Origin of the sequence: Gillisella terrae (assembly GCF_004801395.1) — a bacterium.
Lineage (GTDB): Bacteria > Pseudomonadota > Alphaproteobacteria > Rhizobiales > Rhizobiaceae > Allorhizobium > Allorhizobium terrae.
In genome coordinates this window covers 446,580-464,397 of the sequence record NZ_SSOA01000001.1, presented here as the reverse complement: position 1 = coordinate 464,397, position 17,818 = coordinate 446,580, and the positions used below count along the sequence as shown (strand labels likewise).

At 54.8% G+C, this 17,818-nt stretch carries 16 protein-coding genes; 8 read left to right on the top strand and 8 right to left on the bottom strand.

Features of this window, described 5'->3' with window-relative positions:
• The first annotated feature begins 313 nt into the window (after positions 1–313).
• Complete coding sequence (locus E6C51_RS02145; protein ID WP_186827737.1) at positions 314–469, top strand: hypothetical protein; 156 nt, start codon at positions 314–316, stop codon at positions 467–469.
• Between the two features lie 211 nt (positions 470–680).
• Here the strand turns inward: E6C51_RS02145 and E6C51_RS02140 are convergent, their stop codons facing one another.
• Together E6C51_RS02140 and E6C51_RS02135 are read right to left on the bottom strand one after the other, a co-directional pair.
• Entirely contained in the window at positions 681–1,553 is an 873-nt protein-coding gene (locus tag E6C51_RS02140; RefSeq protein WP_146933786.1) for a 50S ribosomal protein L11 methyltransferase, read from the bottom strand.
• 184 nt (positions 1,554–1,737) lie between these two features.
• On the bottom strand, positions 1,738–2,337 hold the full coding sequence (locus tag E6C51_RS02135; RefSeq protein ID WP_146933784.1) for an SCO family protein: 600 nt from the start codon (positions 2,335–2,337) through the stop codon (positions 1,738–1,740).
• Positions 2,338–2,678: 341 nt separating this feature from the next.
• Here E6C51_RS02135 and E6C51_RS02130 point away from each other — a divergent pair, with 341 nt between their 5' ends.
• The 3 genes from E6C51_RS02130 (at position 2,679) to E6C51_RS02120 (ending at position 5,832) form a co-directional block, all read left to right on the top strand.
• Positions 2,679–4,667: a methyl-accepting chemotaxis protein gene (locus E6C51_RS02130; RefSeq protein WP_190234870.1), complete on the top strand. Its 1,989-nt coding sequence runs from the start codon at positions 2,679–2,681 to the stop codon at positions 4,665–4,667.
• 2 nt (positions 4,668–4,669) lie between these two features.
• Positions 4,670–5,137, top strand: a complete 468-nt coding sequence (locus tag E6C51_RS02125; RefSeq protein ID WP_146933780.1) for a chemotaxis protein CheW — start codon at positions 4,670–4,672, stop codon at positions 5,135–5,137.
• Between the two features lie 353 nt (positions 5,138–5,490).
• Positions 5,491–5,832, top strand: coding sequence for a hypothetical protein (locus E6C51_RS02120; protein WP_190234869.1), 342 nt, complete (start codon positions 5,491–5,493; stop codon positions 5,830–5,832).
• 498 nt (positions 5,833–6,330) lie between these two features.
• On the opposite strand, the gene E6C51_RS02115 is transcribed toward E6C51_RS02120, so the two are convergent.
• Together E6C51_RS02115 and E6C51_RS02110 are read right to left on the bottom strand one after the other, a co-directional pair.
• On the bottom strand, positions 6,331–6,822 hold the full coding sequence (locus tag E6C51_RS02115) for a CreA family protein (protein ID WP_190234868.1): 492 nt from the start codon (positions 6,820–6,822) through the stop codon (positions 6,331–6,333).
• A gap of 68 nt (positions 6,823–6,890) precedes the next feature.
• Positions 6,891–7,538: a 3'-5' exonuclease gene (locus E6C51_RS02110; protein ID WP_190234867.1), complete on the bottom strand. Its 648-nt coding sequence runs from the start codon at positions 7,536–7,538 to the stop codon at positions 6,891–6,893.
• Positions 7,539–7,790: 252 nt separating this feature from the next.
• Between E6C51_RS02110 and E6C51_RS02105 the strand changes: the two genes are divergently transcribed.
• Both E6C51_RS02105 and E6C51_RS02100 read left to right on the top strand, forming a co-directional pair.
• The gene (locus E6C51_RS02105; protein WP_146933772.1) at positions 7,791–8,330 is read left to right on the top strand and encodes a GNAT family N-acetyltransferase; all 540 of its coding nucleotides are present in this window, start codon (positions 7,791–7,793) and stop codon (positions 8,328–8,330) included.
• Between the two features lie 192 nt (positions 8,331–8,522).
• Positions 8,523–10,517, top strand: coding sequence for a DEAD/DEAH box helicase (locus E6C51_RS02100; RefSeq protein ID WP_190234866.1), 1,995 nt, complete (start codon positions 8,523–8,525; stop codon positions 10,515–10,517).
• A gap of 265 nt (positions 10,518–10,782) precedes the next feature.
• Here the strand turns inward: E6C51_RS02100 and E6C51_RS02095 are convergent, their stop codons facing one another.
• Positions 10,783–12,444, bottom strand: coding sequence for a BCCT family transporter (locus E6C51_RS02095; protein WP_190234865.1), 1,662 nt, complete (start codon positions 12,442–12,444; stop codon positions 10,783–10,785).
• 331 nt (positions 12,445–12,775) lie between these two features.
• Here E6C51_RS02095 and E6C51_RS02090 point away from each other — a divergent pair, with 331 nt between their 5' ends.
• Positions 12,776–13,219 (top strand): YkgJ family cysteine cluster protein, encoded by a 444-nt coding sequence (locus E6C51_RS02090; protein ID WP_230987018.1) that lies wholly within the window; start codon positions 12,776–12,778, stop codon positions 13,217–13,219.
• A 31-nt stretch (positions 13,220–13,250) separates the two neighbouring features.
• On the opposite strand, the gene E6C51_RS02085 is transcribed toward E6C51_RS02090, so the two are convergent.
• Positions 13,251–14,141 (bottom strand): LysR substrate-binding domain-containing protein, encoded by an 891-nt coding sequence (locus E6C51_RS02085; RefSeq protein ID WP_190234864.1) that lies wholly within the window; start codon positions 14,139–14,141, stop codon positions 13,251–13,253.
• Positions 14,142–14,236: 95 nt separating this feature from the next.
• Here E6C51_RS02085 and E6C51_RS02080 point away from each other — a divergent pair, with 95 nt between their 5' ends.
• Entirely contained in the window at positions 14,237–14,644 is a 408-nt protein-coding gene (locus E6C51_RS02080; protein ID WP_190234863.1) for a tautomerase family protein, read from the top strand.
• 119 nt (positions 14,645–14,763) lie between these two features.
• On the opposite strand, the gene ligA is transcribed toward E6C51_RS02080, so the two are convergent.
• Positions 14,764–16,920, bottom strand: a complete 2,157-nt coding sequence (gene ligA, locus E6C51_RS02075; RefSeq protein ID WP_190234862.1) for an NAD-dependent DNA ligase LigA — start codon at positions 16,918–16,920, stop codon at positions 14,764–14,766.
• A 62-nt stretch (positions 16,921–16,982) separates the two neighbouring features.
• Positions 16,983–17,807, bottom strand: coding sequence for an endonuclease/exonuclease/phosphatase family protein (locus E6C51_RS02070; RefSeq protein WP_146933766.1), 825 nt, complete (start codon positions 17,805–17,807; stop codon positions 16,983–16,985).
• Positions 17,808–17,818 lie beyond the last annotated feature (11 nt).

Genomic DNA, 17,818 nt, shown 5'->3' with positions numbered 1-17,818 from the left:
CGCCATGCGCCCCATAAACTGAAAGATACCATAGCGCATCATGCCAAATATCCGCTCGCCAATGGCATTACTGCATCGGCTGGGGCATTGGCGCATCGGCTGCAAGCGGCGTTTGAGGATTTTGCATAACATATGGGCTCACGTCAGACGCCATGACAGATTGTGACAGATTTTTGACCAAAAACAGGCTGAACTGGCATTTAAGTATGCATCAAACGCATAGCTACCATTCCATCAAATCTCTAGGATAATGCAGCGCAACACGTTAGAAGCACCGCAACATATCACTTCAAATGAAATCAAGAGAAAAACGATGACCAGCCCGATCCGCACAACCTCTCCGACCCGCGCTATGCCGCACGGCCGCCAGATTGGGCTGAACGGTGCGTCGTCGCTGTCTCGTGATATTCTTGCTGGCGCAGGCCGCCCAGGCACCGTGCGCAACACATCCGTTCGCGCTGCGATCTGATAGCACGACAATTCCAGTTTTAAAAATACGAGACCTGCTTGAGCTATCCTCCCAAGGCTCGCGGGTGATCAGGGAAACCTGATCGAAGAAAAAAGGCGACATCATTGATGTCGCCTTTTTTGCGTTCTGCACGGCGCTGCAACACTTTTAATCTGCTGCAACAATATAGAGGCGCGCCGCCGTGCTGGCGCACCCACGGCCAAAGCCCCGCTTATTGCAGGTGAATCGTTACCCAGCCATTGCGCCAGATGGTGCGGACATGTTTGAGGCCAGCGCCATTATAGGCCGCAATCACCTTCCAGCGCTGCGCTGCCAAAATGCCAGAGAGAATCACGGAACCGCCCGGTGCCAGATGATTGACCAGTTGCGGTGCCATTTTCATCAAAGGGCGCGCCAGAATATTGGCGATAATCAAATCAAACGGGCCATATTTAGAAAAGGCTGTCGAATGGAATCCGGGCGCGGTGCGAAATTCGATTCCATTCGGAACACCGTTGCGAACGCCATTTTCAGCAGCAACGCGCACTGCGATCGGATCAATATCCGTGGCCAGAACCGGCACAGGCAAAAGCTTGCGCACGGCAATGGCCAGCACGCCGCTGCCGGTGCCCAGATCCAGAGCATTGCGGATCTTGCGTGAGCGCACCACGCTGTCGATCATTTCAAGACAACCAGCCGTGGTGCCATGATGGCCGGTGCCAAAAGCCTGCCCCGCATCAATCTCGATGGCCAGATCATTGACCTGCACCTTGTCCCTATCGTGCGAACCATGCACCAGAAAGCGCCCTGCCCGCACTGGCGTCAAACCTTCGAGCGATTTGGCAATCCAATCGATATCAGGAATCACTTCGCGCTGCACCGGCAGATCCGGAAACTCTTCAGCAAGCGCCGACTGCACGCGCGCCAGCACATCACCTTCATCTTCGATCATGAGATAAATGGATGCCTCCCAGACATCGTTTTTCTCATCCACTTCCGTGGTGGCGATGGCGAAATCCTCTTCACCAAATTCAAAGCTCATCAGATCCAGAATACGATTGGTCTGCTGTTCGGTGGCGCTGACAAAAAAACGAATTTCGCTCACGATGGACATGTCCTGCTGAAGGTCTCTTCTCTACAGGGAACGTGATCCATGAGACACAAGGTTCCACTGTAGCGCTTATATTGACTGCATCCCTGAACCGGTGTCCGGTTCAGGGATACAGCCATGTTTTTCGGTACAATGCCTGAGCGCCGGTTGCAAGAAAAAGCCCGACCAGGGGAGAAATTCAGCCCTTCGCCAAATTTTCCAGCTTTTTGACCGCAACATCCGGGTTTTCGCCATAGGCAATCGTGCCCTTGAAGCGGCCAGCGCTGTCGAGCAGAAAAACCGACGCCGTGTGATCCATGGTGTAATCACCATTCGGATTTTTGTCATCGACCGGTACTTTCTTGGCATAAACCCGAAAGCTCTTCACCATCTCCATCACCTTGTCCGGTGCGCCTGCAATGCCGGTGATGCGATCTGACACGTTGGAGACGTAGCGGTTCATAATGTCCGGTGTGTCGCGCTCAGGATCAACGGTCACGAAGAATGCGTTGAGCTTGTCGCCTTTCGGATCCACTTTTTTCAACCAGCCATCCAGCTCGAAAAGCGTTGTGGGGCATACTTCGGGGCAATGGGTGAAGCCAAAAAACACCGCACTCGGCTTGCCGCGCATCGCCTGCTCGGAAATGGCTTTGCCGTGCTGGTCAACAAGCTGAAACGGTGCGCCAAACGCACTCTCGACAAGCTGCTGCTTTGCTCCGGAAATCTGAAATGTCATATAGCCCAGAAATGCAGCGCAAACTGCTGCCAGTCCCCATAATGCAATCCGTAATCTCTTCATTCCACCGCACTGCCCTGTTTCAAAACCTGCCGCCATTCTGAATACGCTGCTTGGTTGTTCAAATGCAAATCAACTCGGCAATGCTCTGCAACTTTTATCATCATACTGGCCACAACAACACGTTATCGCCCCGCTCTGAAAGATTGCGCACCACTATACATATAAAGATAAAAAACAATCTTTCGCAAAATTAGCGGAAGCTTAACTGTTGTCGGTAAAATCTGCACTTATGGAAATGGTGCAGCAACATCTGTGCCATATCACACAAGGCGCGCGCAAATTTCATTGCGGCTCGTCCGCAGCAATTTTTGAGAGATCTATCCAGCGGGGCGGTGACATTTATGAGCGACAAAAGTTCTGGGCGCGGACTTTCCATCAGTCAACGCTTGATGACATTGGGAGTGGCAACCACATGCGCAATCGTCGCCATGCTCGCGGTGGGGTATTATAAAAGCAGCCAGTTGGATGCATCCCTCATCCGCGCCATTGACATCAAAGGTAAGGTCGAGACCATTAATGACCTGCGGCGCGCCAATGATGAAATAACCTTGGCGGCCATGGATACCATTATTGACCGCGCCGACCGTAAAATTCATCCCGAGCGCCAGGAAATTTTTGATAGAGGCAGCAAAACGCTTCTGAGCGGTGCTGCGATTGTCAAAGAAGTCGCCAAAGATCTCGGGGTTGAAAGTGCGGTGAGCACTTACGACTCGGACGTCAAAAGCTTCATTCAGGAAACCGGTCTTGAGCTGAAAACACTGGTGGAATCGGGCGCGGACGAAGACGCCTATGCACGCATTGATGATGTGATTGACCAGGCTGGCGCAAATCTGGGCAAGATGCTGGCAACACTCTATTCGACCGGCAACAAACTGGTTGAACAGCGCGTGAACGAGGCAACCACGGCCTCCAGAAGCTCGATTGTCATGCAGCTTTCCATCGGCATTGTCGCCTTTCTGGTGGTTCTTGCCCTGCAAATCATCAACACCCGGTTTATTCTGTCCGGTATCCGCAGTGCGCGCACCAGCCTGCAAGACATTGTCAGCGGAAATTATAACGCGCAAATCGAAAACCTGCACCGTTCCGACGAGATTGGCGAAATTGCCCGCGCAGCCGAGGTTTTTCGTCAATCAGCCATGGAAAAGTTGGCTCTTGAAGTGCAAACTGAAGAAACCCGCAAAATCAATGAAAGCCAGTTGCATGAGCGCGCCAATGCCGCAGCCAAAGAGCGCGACCGCCTCAACGTGGCTGTTGACGCTCTGGGCAAGGGATTGAACCAGCTTGCGGAAGGCAATTTGCGCGCCGTGATTGATCAGGAATTCCCGCAGGAAATCGACCGCTTGCGCATCGATTTCAATCAGGTCGCTGCACGCCTTTACAATGTCATGCAAGAAATCTCGGTCAATTCCTCCTCCATTCAGGCAAATGCCAACCAGATGCGCTCTGCCGCCGATGATCTGGCCAAGCGCACCGAACAGCAGGCCGCATCGCTGGAACAAACATCGGCAGCCCTTGCCGAAATCACCGAGACCGTGCGCACCAGCACCCAGCGCGCTGAAGATGCAGGCACAATGGTTGCCAACACCAATTCATTCGCCGAGCGCTCGGTGGCCGTTGTGGCCGATGCCATGGCCGCCATGGAGCGGATTGAAGACGCCACCGCCGAAATTGGCAAAATCATTAATGTGGTTGAGGAAATCGCCTTCCAGACCAATTTGCTGGCGTTGAACGCCGGTGTTGAGGCAGCGCGCGCCGGTGAGGCTGGCAAAGGCTTTGCCGTTGTCGCCCAGGAAGTGCGCGCTTTGGCTGGCCGCGCGGCCACTGCCGCCCAAACCATCAAGTCTCTGGTGGGCAAATCCAACGATGAAGTACGCACAGGCGTGGAGCTTGTGACGGCCACTGGCGAGGCTTTGCACAAAATAGGTGAGGATGTTCTCAAAATTAACGGGCATGTTAAGTCGATCGTAACTTCCGCGCGCGAACAATCAATTGGACTGAGCGAGATAAACTCTGCGGTTGGACAAATGGACCACGTGACGCAACAAAATGCGGCCATGGTCGAACAAACCAATGCCGCGAGCCACACGCTGGCCAGCGACGCTGAGAACCTGGGACGGCTTGTGGGCCAGTTCAAGGTTCAAGGTGCGAAGCCTGGAGAGCCGATCAGCAAACCGATGCCGGTAAAATCGACATCAACACCAACACCATCGCCCGCAAGGCAGCTTATAGGCAAGGTTGCGGGTGCATTTAGTAAAAGCAGCAATGCGCCGCCCGCCAAAGCAAAGGCAGCGGCAACCGCGACAGCAACCGATCAGTGGGAAGAGTTCTAACCATGTCTAATGCCATCAAACAGTCTGGAGCATATCTCGAAATTGTCTCGTTCCATTTGGGCGAGCAAGAGTTTTGTATCGACATCATGGCCATCCGCGAAATTCGTGGTTGGGCCCCCGTGACGCCGATGCCCCACACACCTCCTTACGTGCTGGGTCTGATCAACCTGCGCGGCGCCGTTATTCCGGTTATCGACATGGCCTGCCGTCTCGGCATGAGCATGACTGAGCCGTCCGAGCGCTCTGCCATTATCGTCACCGACATTGGCGGCAAGCTGGTTGGTCTGCTGGTTGAGCAGGTCTCCGACATGATGACCATTCGCGGTGAAGACTTGCAGCCAGCTCCGGAAATTATCCCGGAAATGCAACGCGATTTCTGCCGCGGCATTGTGGCTCTCGAAAAATCCATGGTCTGCTTCCTCAACCTCGATACGGTCATTGCCGACGAGTTGCTGGCAAACGCAGCCTGACAACAGGCTTCATCATGGGCGAAAGCGCATGATGGATTTTATCATGATATCCACTGGTTCGGACGTGATGGCACCGAACCGGTGGTTTTTGCGTTGAGTGTGGACCGTAGCATCCTGCTGCATGCTTCCTCAAATCGGAATCGATTCAAGGAGAAAATTATGCAGTAGATTAAAAGTGCTACAGCGTTCTTTGTGCACCATATGTGGTGAGAGGCGCTGTAGAACAGCGCGACAGGGGCTTTTTTCATCATCCCCCATGGCATTCGCCAATCGGGCTCTTACATAATTTATAAGAGAGACATCTGCATTGAGCCTCTTTGCAATTGCGCCCTGACGGAGAATGGAGACCAACCATGAAAACCCTGATCACCTCAACACTTGCAGCCGCTTTTTTGGCTGGCACAATGGTGCTTCCGGCCAATGCTGCGCAAAGCGAGATTTCCAAAATCCTGTTTGGCACGATCTACAATGACAACGTTTCCGTGGTGAATGTGGCGAACCACATGCATGGGCGCGAAAACGACCTGCCGCTCACGGCTATCTACCCATCGAAGGATCGGATGCAAAACGCACAAGCTGAAGTGAGAAGCAGCCCTTCCTTACGCGAAGCCATGCAAAAGCGCGGCATTCGCATCCATAACATTGTGTGGGTGCAAACCGCGCTCAACGGCGGAAAAATCGTTTACATAAAATAAGTTAAGTGCATCAAAAAGGCCTGCCTGCTTTCAATAAAAACAGGCAGGCCTTATTTTTCAACATGTCAATGAATGCTTGCGCAATGAAGACCACCCCGGTGGCTTAAGGATGGTCTTCGTGACCCACAGGTAAAGGTCTTTGTGCAAAAGCGGCAGCCTCAAAACCAGCCAAAACCGCTAGAGCATTCGTATCCTGCGCTCATGTTCGCCTTAAAAGCATCCAGCATTCTGTGCATCATAGATCGCACAAAAGAGGTTGTAAGCTTTAAATCCGCTGCATATTTCCCCAAACAATTCCAGCCTAGGACGCAATGCACCAGAGACGACAACCCAGCCCAGTCGTTTGACATGCGCAGACGCTCAGTGGTGAAGCTCTTAACCCAGCCCCCACGCAGCGTTAATTTGCACTATCACGCCCCAAGGATAAACCCCTGAATTCTCATGAATGGTCAGAATGACAGGTGATAAAATGACCTTTTTTGGGATCATATCTTGGGCTTACGGCTTGCCATTTTTCCAGACCGGATTCTGATTGAACAGCGGCACCGTGGAAATTCCCATTTTCGCCGACCCATCCACAACCTGGCGGGAATGGATCAGATAGACCAGCGTATCATTGGCCTTATCGTAAATTCGATTCACCACCAGCGATTTCCAGATCAACGAACGTCCCTGACGAAACACCTCTTCGCCTGACTTGGAGAGATTGATATCGCCAATCTCGATCGGGCCGGTCTGGCGGCAGGCAATGGCCCCATTGGAGGGATCCTCAAACCAGTTTCCCTTGTGCAATCGGTCAATCAGCGAGCGGTCGAAATAGGTGACATGGCAGGTCACCCCTTTGACCTGCGGATCAGCAATGGCCTCAACCACAATGTCATTGCCGGTCCAGTCTACTCCGACTTTGCCAATGACATCCGCAAACGCCAATCCACTGGACACCGATAGGGCAGCCGCAGCCATGGTCAGGGTTTTCACAACGCTCGACATATCAATCTCCAAAGAACATCTGAAGAAGAGATATGGCTTCACGCCACCGTTACAAGAGTGAAACCTGATCAGCGCAACGCCCTTGCCGGTTTGCGCACAGAACAGGCCTGATAACCACCGGGAAACAGCTTGCCCACAGACAGGCCAACCATGCCCGCCAGCTCCACCACATCCGCAGCCCCTTTGCGATCCATCATCTCCACCACGGCTTGTGCGCAAATGTTGGCATCTTCAGCGGCATTATGATGGCGAAACGACAGATCCAGATGAGCCGCCAGAATATTGAGCTTATGGGAGGGCAGTTGCGGCCAGATTTTTTGCGCAAGCTTGACGCTGCACACATAATCAAAGCTCGGATAGGGCAGCCGGTAGGCATCCAGTGCGCCACGCCAGACCGAAAAATCAAAGGCGGCATTGTGGGCAATCATCATCGCACCCGCAAAATCGTCGGCAAATTCATCCATCACTTCAGGAAATTCAGGCGCATCCTCAACATGTTCAGGCCGAATGCCGTGAATGGCGATGTTGAACGATGAAAACCGCATGGTGCGTGGGCGAATCAGCCGCTCTTCCACCCGTACCACCTGCCCATCTGCAATCCATGCCAAGCCAACCGAGCACGCACTATCGCGCCCCTCATTGGCGGTTTCAAAATCGATGGCGATGGTTTTTGGGGCGATGGTTTTGGGCGCGATGCTTTTTGATGATAACGACATCGCTATTGCATAAGCGCCATGGAGAATTTGGGCAAGATAAGCCTCTTGACTTTGGCAGGTGCCTGTTGAAAAAATCATCCATGAACGCAATTCGCTCAACCCACGTGATGACCCTTCTTACCAACGTTCCGCGGGAACGTGGGGATGGCGTCGCTTGGCTTTAGTGTAACGACCTTCAAACCCCACCAACCCTGCGATCGTCAGCAGGGTTGATCAAAGCTCCTGCTCCTTCGCCGATAAAAGAGAGCAGATATGTCAGATAATCCACCCATTATACCCGTTGCCCAAAACGCTCGCTGGCCGGAGGGCTTGATAATTCGTGTCATTGGCTCCGATGATGCCGAAGGGCTGACAGCCATGCAAAACCTGCCCGGTTTTCGGTTCGGCACGCTTCGTCCACCCTATCCAACCGTTCAAGGTGCCCGCAAATATATCGAGACCCTTCCGCCCAACGTCACCTCACTGGTTGCTGTATTAGACGGTAAAATTGTTGGTCACGCCGGAATGACCCAATTGGCAGGCCGCCGCAGCCACGTGGCCACGATTGGCATGGGCGTGCACGATGATTATCAACGCCGGGGCATTGGCCGCGCCCTTATGGGCGAGCTGGTGGCGATTGCTGATGACTGGCTGAACATCAAGCGGCTGGAACTGACTGTTTATACTGACAACGCTGGAGCCATAGCGCTTTATGAAAGCTTCGGTTTTGAGCGCGAAGGCCTGCACCGGGCCTTTGCCTTTCGTGAAGGCCGCTTTGTGGATGCTTACGCCATGGCCCGCATGCCCGCTTGAAAAACAGAGGGGTTTCGCGCCCCTCTTCACCATCTTGGTGGCTTTTTGCGGCTCCCCTCTGTACTTTCGAAGCTTTCCCGGTTAGGAACGGCGCAACCATACCCGCAATCGGCGGGCGTCGTGCCTTCGTGTCTGTCCTGAGATAGCTGCTTGGCGCATGACCTGATGACAGATATTTCGAGAGATGACCCCATGACTATTTATGACGGCATCGTCCCGGCGATTGCCGAGGCCTTGCGCAAACGTGGTTACGCCACCCTCACCCCTGTGCAACAAGCGATGATCGATGAAGATCTCGAAGGCCGGGATGCGCTGGTTTCGGCCCAGACGGGTTCTGGTAAAACGGTTGCCTTTGGCCTTGCCCTGGCTCCCACATTGCTTGGCGGCGAAAACCGCTTTGAGCGCGCCACCACCCAGCCTGTGGCACTGTGCATTGCCCCCACCCGCGAATTGGCCTTGCAGGTTCAGCGCGAGCTGGAATGGCTCTATGAAAACACTGGTGCGGTGTTTGCCACCTGCGTTGGCGGCATGGACATTCGCAACGAGCGCCGTGCGCTGGAGCGCGGTGCACATATCATTGTTGGCACACCGGGCCGCCTGCGTGACCACATCACCCGCCGCGCTCTCGATCTCTCCGGCCTGAAGGCCGTGGTGATGGACGAAGCCGACGAAATGCTAGACCTCGGCTTCCGCGAAGATCTTGAATTTATCCTCGAAGCCTCACCGGATGATCGCCGCACGTTGATGTTCTCGGCCACTGTGCCGCGCTCGATTGCGGACCTTGCCAAGAGCTATCAGCGCAATGCCAAGCGTATTGAGACGATCTCTGAGCGCAAGCAGCACGTGGATATTGAATATCGCGCCATGCTGACCACGCCGTCAGACAAGGAAAACGCCATCATCAACGTGCTGCGCTTCTATGAAGCGCGCAATGCGATTGTGTTTTGCTCCACCCGCGCCAACGTCAACCACCTGACCGCCCGTTTGCACAATCGCGGCTTCTCGGTGGTGGCTTTGTCTGGCGAATTGTCGCAAAACGAGCGCACCCACGCCCTGCAAGCCATGCGTGATGGCCGCGCCCGTGTCTGCGTGGCAACCGACGTTGCTGCCCGCGGCATCGACCTTCCCGGCCTTGAGCTGGTGATTCATGCCGATCTGCCGACCAATTCCGAAACCCTGCTGCACCGCTCTGGCCGCACAGGCCGCGCTGGCAACAAGGGCGTTTCGGCCCTGATTGTGCCGATGAGCCAGCGTCGCAAGGCCGAGCGCATTCTGGGCGGTGCCAATGTGCAGCCTGCCTGGGTTAAGCCGCCCTCTGCTGACGAAGTTCTGGCGCGCGATGACGAGCGCCTGATGGCCGATCCGGTCTTCCAGGAAAAGATCACCGAAGACGAAGCCGACACTGTGAAGCGCCTTTTGGAAGCCCATGGCGCTGAAAAGGTCGCTGCTGCTTTCCTGCGCGGCTACCGCAGCACGCGCTCGGCACCGGAAGACCTAATGGAAGTCAAGGTAACACCCGCCCGCGAACGCCGCGACGGTGACTCTTATGAGCCGAACACACCATCGCGCCCGCGCAGCGAGTTTGGCCCGAGCGTGTGGTTCTCACTCTCGGTTGGCCGCCGCCAGAGCGCCGAGCCACGTTGGCTGATCCCAATGCTGTGCCGCAACGGCAATATCACCAAGAATGAAATCGGCGCTATCAAGATGCAGCCGGAAGAGACCTTTGTGGAGATCTCGCAGACGCATCTGGACAAGTTCCTGACAGCCCTTGGTCCGAACAAGTCGCTGGAGCGCGGCATTACCGTCAAGCAATTGCCGGGCATGCCCGACTTTAACGCGCCGCCAAAGGAACGCGCAGCCCGCCCACCGCGCGACGATTCGGATTTTGCAGACCGCAAGCCACGCGGCGAAACCAAGCCCTACGGCGATAAGAAGCCTTATGCCAAAAAGGCAGAAGCAGGTGAGCGCCGCGTTTACAAGGACGAATTGTCCAAGGTCGATGACGACGTGTGGGGCGAAAAGCCAAAGAAAAAGCCCTATAATGCAGGTGAAACCCGCAGTTGGGACAAGCCCGCAAAGCCAGCCCACAGTAAGGGTGACAAGCCCGCCTATGCAGGCAAGGCAAAAGGCAAGTTTGACGGCCCAGCCGGTGGTGCAAAGAAGAAAAGCTTCAAGCCCAAGGGCTAGAGTTTGTCAGGGAAAAGTGGAATCCGGTTTTCCCGAATAGACAAACGAAAACAAAGGAATCTAGAGTCTGTCTGGTTCAATCTGAACCTGACAGACTCTAAGACGTAGCAGAGACAAAAAAGGGGCGGCCATTGACCGCCCCTTTTGCATTTCAGATCAAGCCTTTACCTACAGCGCCGTGCGCCATATATGGCGCACAAAGGACGCCGTAACATTTTTAATCTGCTGCATAATTTTCTCCTTAAATCGATTCCGATTTAAGGAATTATGAAGTAGGTTCCGTCATCAAACCTTTGACGAGCGCATAAGCCGCCCCCAGCAACACCACCGCAAAGGGTAAGCCGGTGGATACCGCCATGGCCTGCAAGGCCACCAAGCCGCCGCCCAGCAACAGCGCAATGGCAACCAGACCTTCAAAGCTGGCCCAAAACACCCGTTGCGGCACCGGTGCATTGACCTTGCCACCGGCAGAGATGGTATCAATCACCAGCGAACCTGAGTCGGATGAGGTGACGAAGAACACGATCACCAGAATAATGCCGATAAATGAGGTGATGGCGGTCAAAGGCAGATGCGCCAGCATTTCGAACAACTGAAGTTCCAGCACGGCATCTTTCACCGACGTGAGACCTTCAGTGGTCACCTGACTGATGGCTGTGCCGCCGAGAGCCGTCATCCATAAAACCGAAACCAAGGACGGGATCAGCAACACGGCAGTGAGAAATTCTCGCACCGTGCGGCCACGGCTGACGCGCGCAATGAACATGCCGACAAATGGCGACCAACTGATCCACCATGCCCAGTAAAATGCCGTCCAGCCTTGCGAGAAATTCGCATCCGTACGGCCAAACGGATTGGCAAGCCGCGGCAGGTATTCGATATAGGCCCCGAGATTGAGGAAGAAGCCCTTGGCAATCTGCACAGTGGGACCAACGGCAATAATGAAAAGCAGCAGCAGCGCTGCAAGGCCCATATTGACCTCAGACAGAATTTTCACGCCCTTATCCATGCCAGCCACGACGGAAGCGGTGGCAATGGCCGTGATGCCAATCACCAGCAGGATCATGGTCGTGTCTGTTTTGGGAATGCCAAACAGGAAGTCAAGGCCAGCACTGGCTTGTTGCGCGCCAATGCCAAGTGAGGTGGAGAGGCCAAAGATGGTGGCGAACACGGCCAGAATATCAATAATATGGCCCGGCCACCCCCAAATCCTCTCACCAAAAATCGGATAAAAAACGGAGCGCAAGGTCAGCGGCAAACCTTTGTTGAAGGAAAACAAAGCCAGCGCCAGCGCAACAACAGCATAGATTGCCCAAGGGTGCAGGCCCCAATGGAAAATCGTGGCCGCCATGGCCAGCCGACGTGAACCCTCAACATCACCAACAGCACCGTTGAGAGGTGCCCAATCGGTGCGAACACCGTTTTCAAAAATTGGTCCCTTCAGTGCAGCCGTGAAATGCCCCAGCGGTTCGGAAACACCATAGAACATCAACCCAATGCCCATGCCTGCGGCAAACAACATCGCAAACCACGAGATATTGGTATAATCCGGTCGCGCATCAGGTCCGCCCAGACGGATACGGCCCAGAGGCGACAAGATCAGGCCGACGCTGACCACAACAAAAACATTGCCTGTGAGCAGAAAAAACCAGTCAAGATTGGTCGTCAAAAAGTTGCGAAGCCCGGTAAATGCGGGCTCAAGCGTTGATTGAAACGCAAGCGTTACAAAGGTGAAGGCAACAATTGTCAGAGCCGACACACTGAAAACCACGTTGTGAATATCCAGCTCAAAGACAAAACGCTTTTTGTAGTTATAATTGTCCTGGCCTATCTGATAGGAGGTCTCGATAATCTCGGTCTGGCCTTCCGGTGCCGGAATAGCTTCAACATCCGAGTTCGCAGACACATTGCTCGTTGGATCGCTCAAAGGTCTTGTTCCCTTTCTCTGCGCACAAATGCCGAGGGCCGCACGACGATGAGCCGGAGGCGGAGCACCAAAATCGATGCCACACAATCATCACTTAACGCGCGTCGAAATAGTGCGCGCTCAACGGGCACCCCTCTCTGAAATGACACAAAGCGGTGTGCTGACGCTTTGCGCTGATAAACATGTTCCTTGCTCTCAAAAATTGTCGGATCGAGCCGGAAAATACGCCTTTTGAGAAGCATTTAAATGATGTAGGGCCGAACACGCATCGGTCAACCACATTTCTGACAAAATTGCCGTTGCCCAAACCACGCATTATCAGAAGTCATTGATGACTTCTCATGCTCCTTCAGAAAAAGCAGATCCATTGACAGCTCACAGCCAATCATCTTCAAACACCCGCACCTGCGGCACCTGCACTCTTTGCTGTCGCTTGCCTGACATTGATGAACTGTCAAAACCCGCCAATGCGTGGTGCACCCACTGCGTGGATGGCATGGGCTGTCAAATCTATCAAAACCGCCCGCAAACCTGTCGCGATTTTCTCTGTCTTTGGATGACGGACGCGACGCTCGGCGACGAGTGGGAACCCGCCAAAGCCCATATGATGGTTTACACCCAAGGCCCACAGATGACCGTGCTGGTGGACCCGGCCTATCCAGCCATGTGGAAGCTTGAGCCTTACAGCACACAGCTTCACGATTGGGCCAAAGAGGCCGAGGGGCGTGGCGGCTATGTCATCGTTTTTGTAGGGGATGATGTGTTTAAGGTTTAGGCAAAAACGTTTGTGCCCGTGCATGAGGTTATCACCGCGCAGGCCCATCAGGTTCGGCAATGGCAGCGATCAGCCAATTTGCAAAATGCTCTGCCTTGCGTTTTCCCTGCCGCTCTGTTTTCACCACATAACGATAATCACTGAGCACAAAACCGTAAGGTGCCACCAAGCGCCCGCAAGCGAGATCGTCAGCCACCAGATGCCGGGGCACAACGGCAACACCGAGGCCATTCAAAGCCGCCTCTATCGTCAGATGGTAATGATCAAACGTTCTTGATGTGGTAGCGACGTGCTTTTCATCCTGCCCAGCAAAGCGTGACCATTCCTGCCACACATGCGGCCGGGTTCGGGTTTCCAAACGAGGGCGCGTAAGTATATCACCCCCATCATCGCGCAGAGGCGCATTGACCAACGCCGGGCTTGCGATCACTCCCAATTCTTCGCGAAACAACAGTCTGCCATTTTCCGGGGTCCCGACATCTGAAGACAGAACCAGAATCCGCACATCGACCCGTGTGCTGGGCTGGCGATCATCGGTGGCAAGACGCACATCATAGTGCGGGTATTCAGCGGTAAAGTGATGGAGCCGAGGGATAAGCCAACGCATGGCGAAGGTGCTGAGACAGGCCACATCGAGAATATTATCGCTGCCCCTCGCCACAAGCCGAAGCGCATCTTCCATCTGATCAAAAGCCGCCGTGAGCGCAAAGCCAAACACCCGCCCCTCGGCTGTGAGCTTTGGGCGGTTTCGAGGCCCTTCAAACAGAGGCGCGCCAATAACAGCCTCAAGATGGCTGACATGGCGACTGATCGCCCCATGGGTAACACCAAGCTCTTCCGCAGCGCTCGTTATGGTGCCGTGCCGGGCTGCGGCCTCGAAGGCACGCAATGCCGCAACGGGTAAGTTTTTGCGAGATATCATGTGACTTAAACTCACATAAATGAGGATAATATGTCAATATATACAATAGATTCAGTGTGATAAATCGGGACATTCCTCTTATGAAAGGTTGACCGATGCCATTTGTCAGAACGGCCCTGCCCCAGGGAACGGACCCCGCACACAAGCAAAAAATTGTCCAAGGAATTCACGATGCTTTAGTCGAAAGCATTGGCATGCCGCAAGACGAGCTGTTTAATCTCGTCAGTGAATATCACGAGGGCGATTTTTTCTTTTCCCGTACGTTCAACGGCATCGCGCGCTCAGACAAGTTGATTGTTGTTGAAATCACCATGCGCCGGGGACGAAGCGACGCCATGAAGCGCGCCCTCTACGCAGCGATAGGTCAAAACCTTGAAACACAGGCTGGCGTATCCCCGAAGGATGTCTTTATTTTCATGCACGAGAATGATTATTCGGACTGGAGCGTTGGAAATGGCGTGTTCGCCATGGCTATTGCGCAACAACGTGGCACAGACGGATGATCCCATGCCAGGCTGACTGTTGTGTTGCAACTTAGGCTTCAAAAACAGCAGTTTTGGCTGCGAAATTCGCAATGTCGCCGTCAGAGTTTCGGCGACATTGCCCAAAGATCAAACAGACATCACCCCTCAATCAGCGCCAGCCATTCATCTTCCGTCATCACCGTCACACCCACTTCGCGGGCCTTATCCAGCTTGGAGCCTGCCCCCGGCCCTGCCACCAGGTAGTCGGTCTTCTTTGACACCGACCCCGCCACTTTTGCGCCAAGGCTCTCGGCACGGGCTTTGGCTTCATCGCGGGTAAAACGTTCCAACGAGCCGGTGAATACCACGGTTTTGCCAGCCACAGGGCTATTGCTGGCGGCGAGCGCTTCTGCATCCAGTGGCGTTACCTCTTGCAAAAGACGAGAGACAACATCCATGTTGCGCGGCTCATTGAAGAATTCCACGATGGATGCCGCCACCACTTCGCCAATGCCGTCGATGCTGTTCAGCTCGTTCCATGCCTCGCCAAATTTGGGGGCGGCTTCCTGCATGGCTGTAGCAAAGGCGTTGTAGGAGCCATAAGAGCGGGCCAAAAGCTTGGCGGTGGTTTCGCCCACATGGCGAATGCCAAGGGCGAAGATAAAGCGGTTCAGCGCAATCTCGCGCCGAGCATCAATGGCATCAAACAGTTTGCGTACGCTGACGCGGCCAAAGCCATCGATATTTTCGAGCTTGGCAAGGGAGCGCTCCTGCCGCTGTTTCAACGTGAAAATATCGGGGGCCGTGCGGATGTTCATCAGCTCGTCCGTGCTTTCAAAGAAGAAATCCACCTGCTTGGTGCCGAGCCCTTCAATGTCAAAGGCATTGCGCGAGACAAAATGCTTGATGTGCTCCTTGGCCTGTGCCGAGCAGACAAAGCCGCCGGTGCAGCGGGTGACCGAATCCAGCTTGCCGGTTTTTTCGTTCTTTTCGCGCACCGCATGGCTGCCGCAGACCGGGCAGGCTTTGGGAAATTCATATTTCACCGCACCTTCAGGCCGTTTTTCCAGCACTACATCCAAAACCTGCGGGATCACATCGCCTGCCCGCTGTACAATCACCGTGTCGCCAATGCGGATGTCATGGCCCTCTGGCCGGATGCGCTCGCCGCCATTGCCAATGCCCTCAATGTAATCGGCATTGTGCAGCGTCGCATTGGTCACCACCACGCCGCCGACGGTAATCGGCTCCAAGCGGGCCACTGGCGTCAAGGCTCCGGTCCGGCCTACCTGAATGTCGATGGCCTCGACCTTGGTAAAGGCCTGTTCTGCCGGGAATTTATGGGCCGTGGCCCAGCGCGGCGAGCGGGAACGAAAGCCAAGACGCGCCTGCAAATCCAGCCGGTCAACCTTATAGACCACGCCGTCAATATCATAATCCAGATCGGCCCGTTGCAGACCGATCTCGCGATAATGGCTGATGATGTCCTCCACCGAGGTCAGACGGCGGGTCAGCGGATTGACGGGAAAGCCCCAGCGCTTGAACACCTCGACCATGCCCCATTGGCTGTCAGCAGGCATGTCGGCCATTTCGCCCCAGGCATAGGCAAAAAACTTCAGCTTGCGGCTGGCGGTGACTTTTGGGTCAAGCTGGCGCAACGATCCCGCCGCCGTATTGCGCGGGTTCACATAGGTCTGCTTGCCTTGCGCTTCCATTTCAGCGTTCAGCGCCAGAAAATCGCTTTTGGCCATATAGACCTCGCCGCGCACCTCCACCACATCGGGGGCGTCCGATGGCAGTTCGGTGGGGATTTCCTTGATGGTCAGAATATTGGCGGTGACATTTTCGCCGGTTGTGCCATCGCCACGGGTGGCGGCTGTGACCAGTTTTCGGTTCTCATAGCGGATCGACATGGAAAGCCCGTCGATCTTCGGCTCGGCGGTAAAGGCAATGGAATTGTCCGGGATGACACCCAAAAAGCGATAGACGGACGCAACAAAATCGCTGACATCTTCATCCGAAAACGTATTGTCCAGCGACAGCATGGGCCGCGCATGGGTGACTTGCGAGAAAATGCCCGCAGGTGCCGCCCCCACCCGTTGCGATGGACTGTCGGTGCGCAACAATTGCGGAAATTGCGCTTCAATTGCATCATTCCGACGCTTGAGTGCATCATAATCAGCATCCGAAATTTCTGGCGCATCCTTGGCATGATAGAGTGCATCGTGATGAGCAATCTCGCTCGCCAGCCTGGCCAGCTCGGCTTTTGCCTGGTCTTCACTCAGCTCGCTCACGGCTATTGATGCATACGCCATCACACACTCCTGCTTTGATCCACTCCGGTCTTACCCGAATTTCGCTGAATGGAAAGATGAGATCACGCCTGCACGGCATCCTCAACAGTTTGCTCAAGATCAATCCACGCCTTCAGTGGCAAATGGTCGGAGGCCATGCGCGAAAGGGGCGTGTCATGCACCCGCATGTCGGCGATCAATCCGGGGCGATTGGTCATGATCCGGTCCAGAGCCAGCACCGGCAAGCGTGCCGGAAAGCTGGGCATGGGGGCTGGCAGCGGCCCAAACACTGGCTCAAACCGATCAAGCGCCGAGCCGCGGCCGACCCGCCATTCGTTGAAATCACCCATCAGCACCGTAGGGCAATCTGCACAGTCGCGCATGAGGTCGAGAATGAAATCGGCCTGCCTGCGCCGCGCCCAGCGCAACAGACCAAGATGGGCGGCAATGATGCGCAGTTCGCGCCCCTCGCCCAGATTGATCTCGGCCACCACAGCGCCGCGCGGCTCCAGCCCCGGTAACTTGAAAGGCCGCACCTCGCGCACCACGCCTTCGCGAAACAACAGCACATTGCCGCGCCAGCCGTGGCTTTTCGGCAGCCCCTCCACAGGCACCAATGTCAGGCCGGTTTCGCCATGCAGGCGGGCCAGATCCAAAAGACCATTGCGCTCGCCAAAACGTTCATCCGCCTCTTGCAGGGCAATCACATCGGGGCCAATTTCGCGGATCACATGCAGCACCCGTTCGGGGTCAAACTGGCCATCATTGCCCACGCATTTATGCACATTGTAGGAGGCCACCAGAAGCCCCGCTCTGCGCTCATCAGCCGTTATCTCCTGTGTGCGGCTGCGGTGATTGCGCCATGATGTCAGCATTTGCGAACGAAGCGTGGGAGTTTGTTTTTTCATGCTGACCTAAC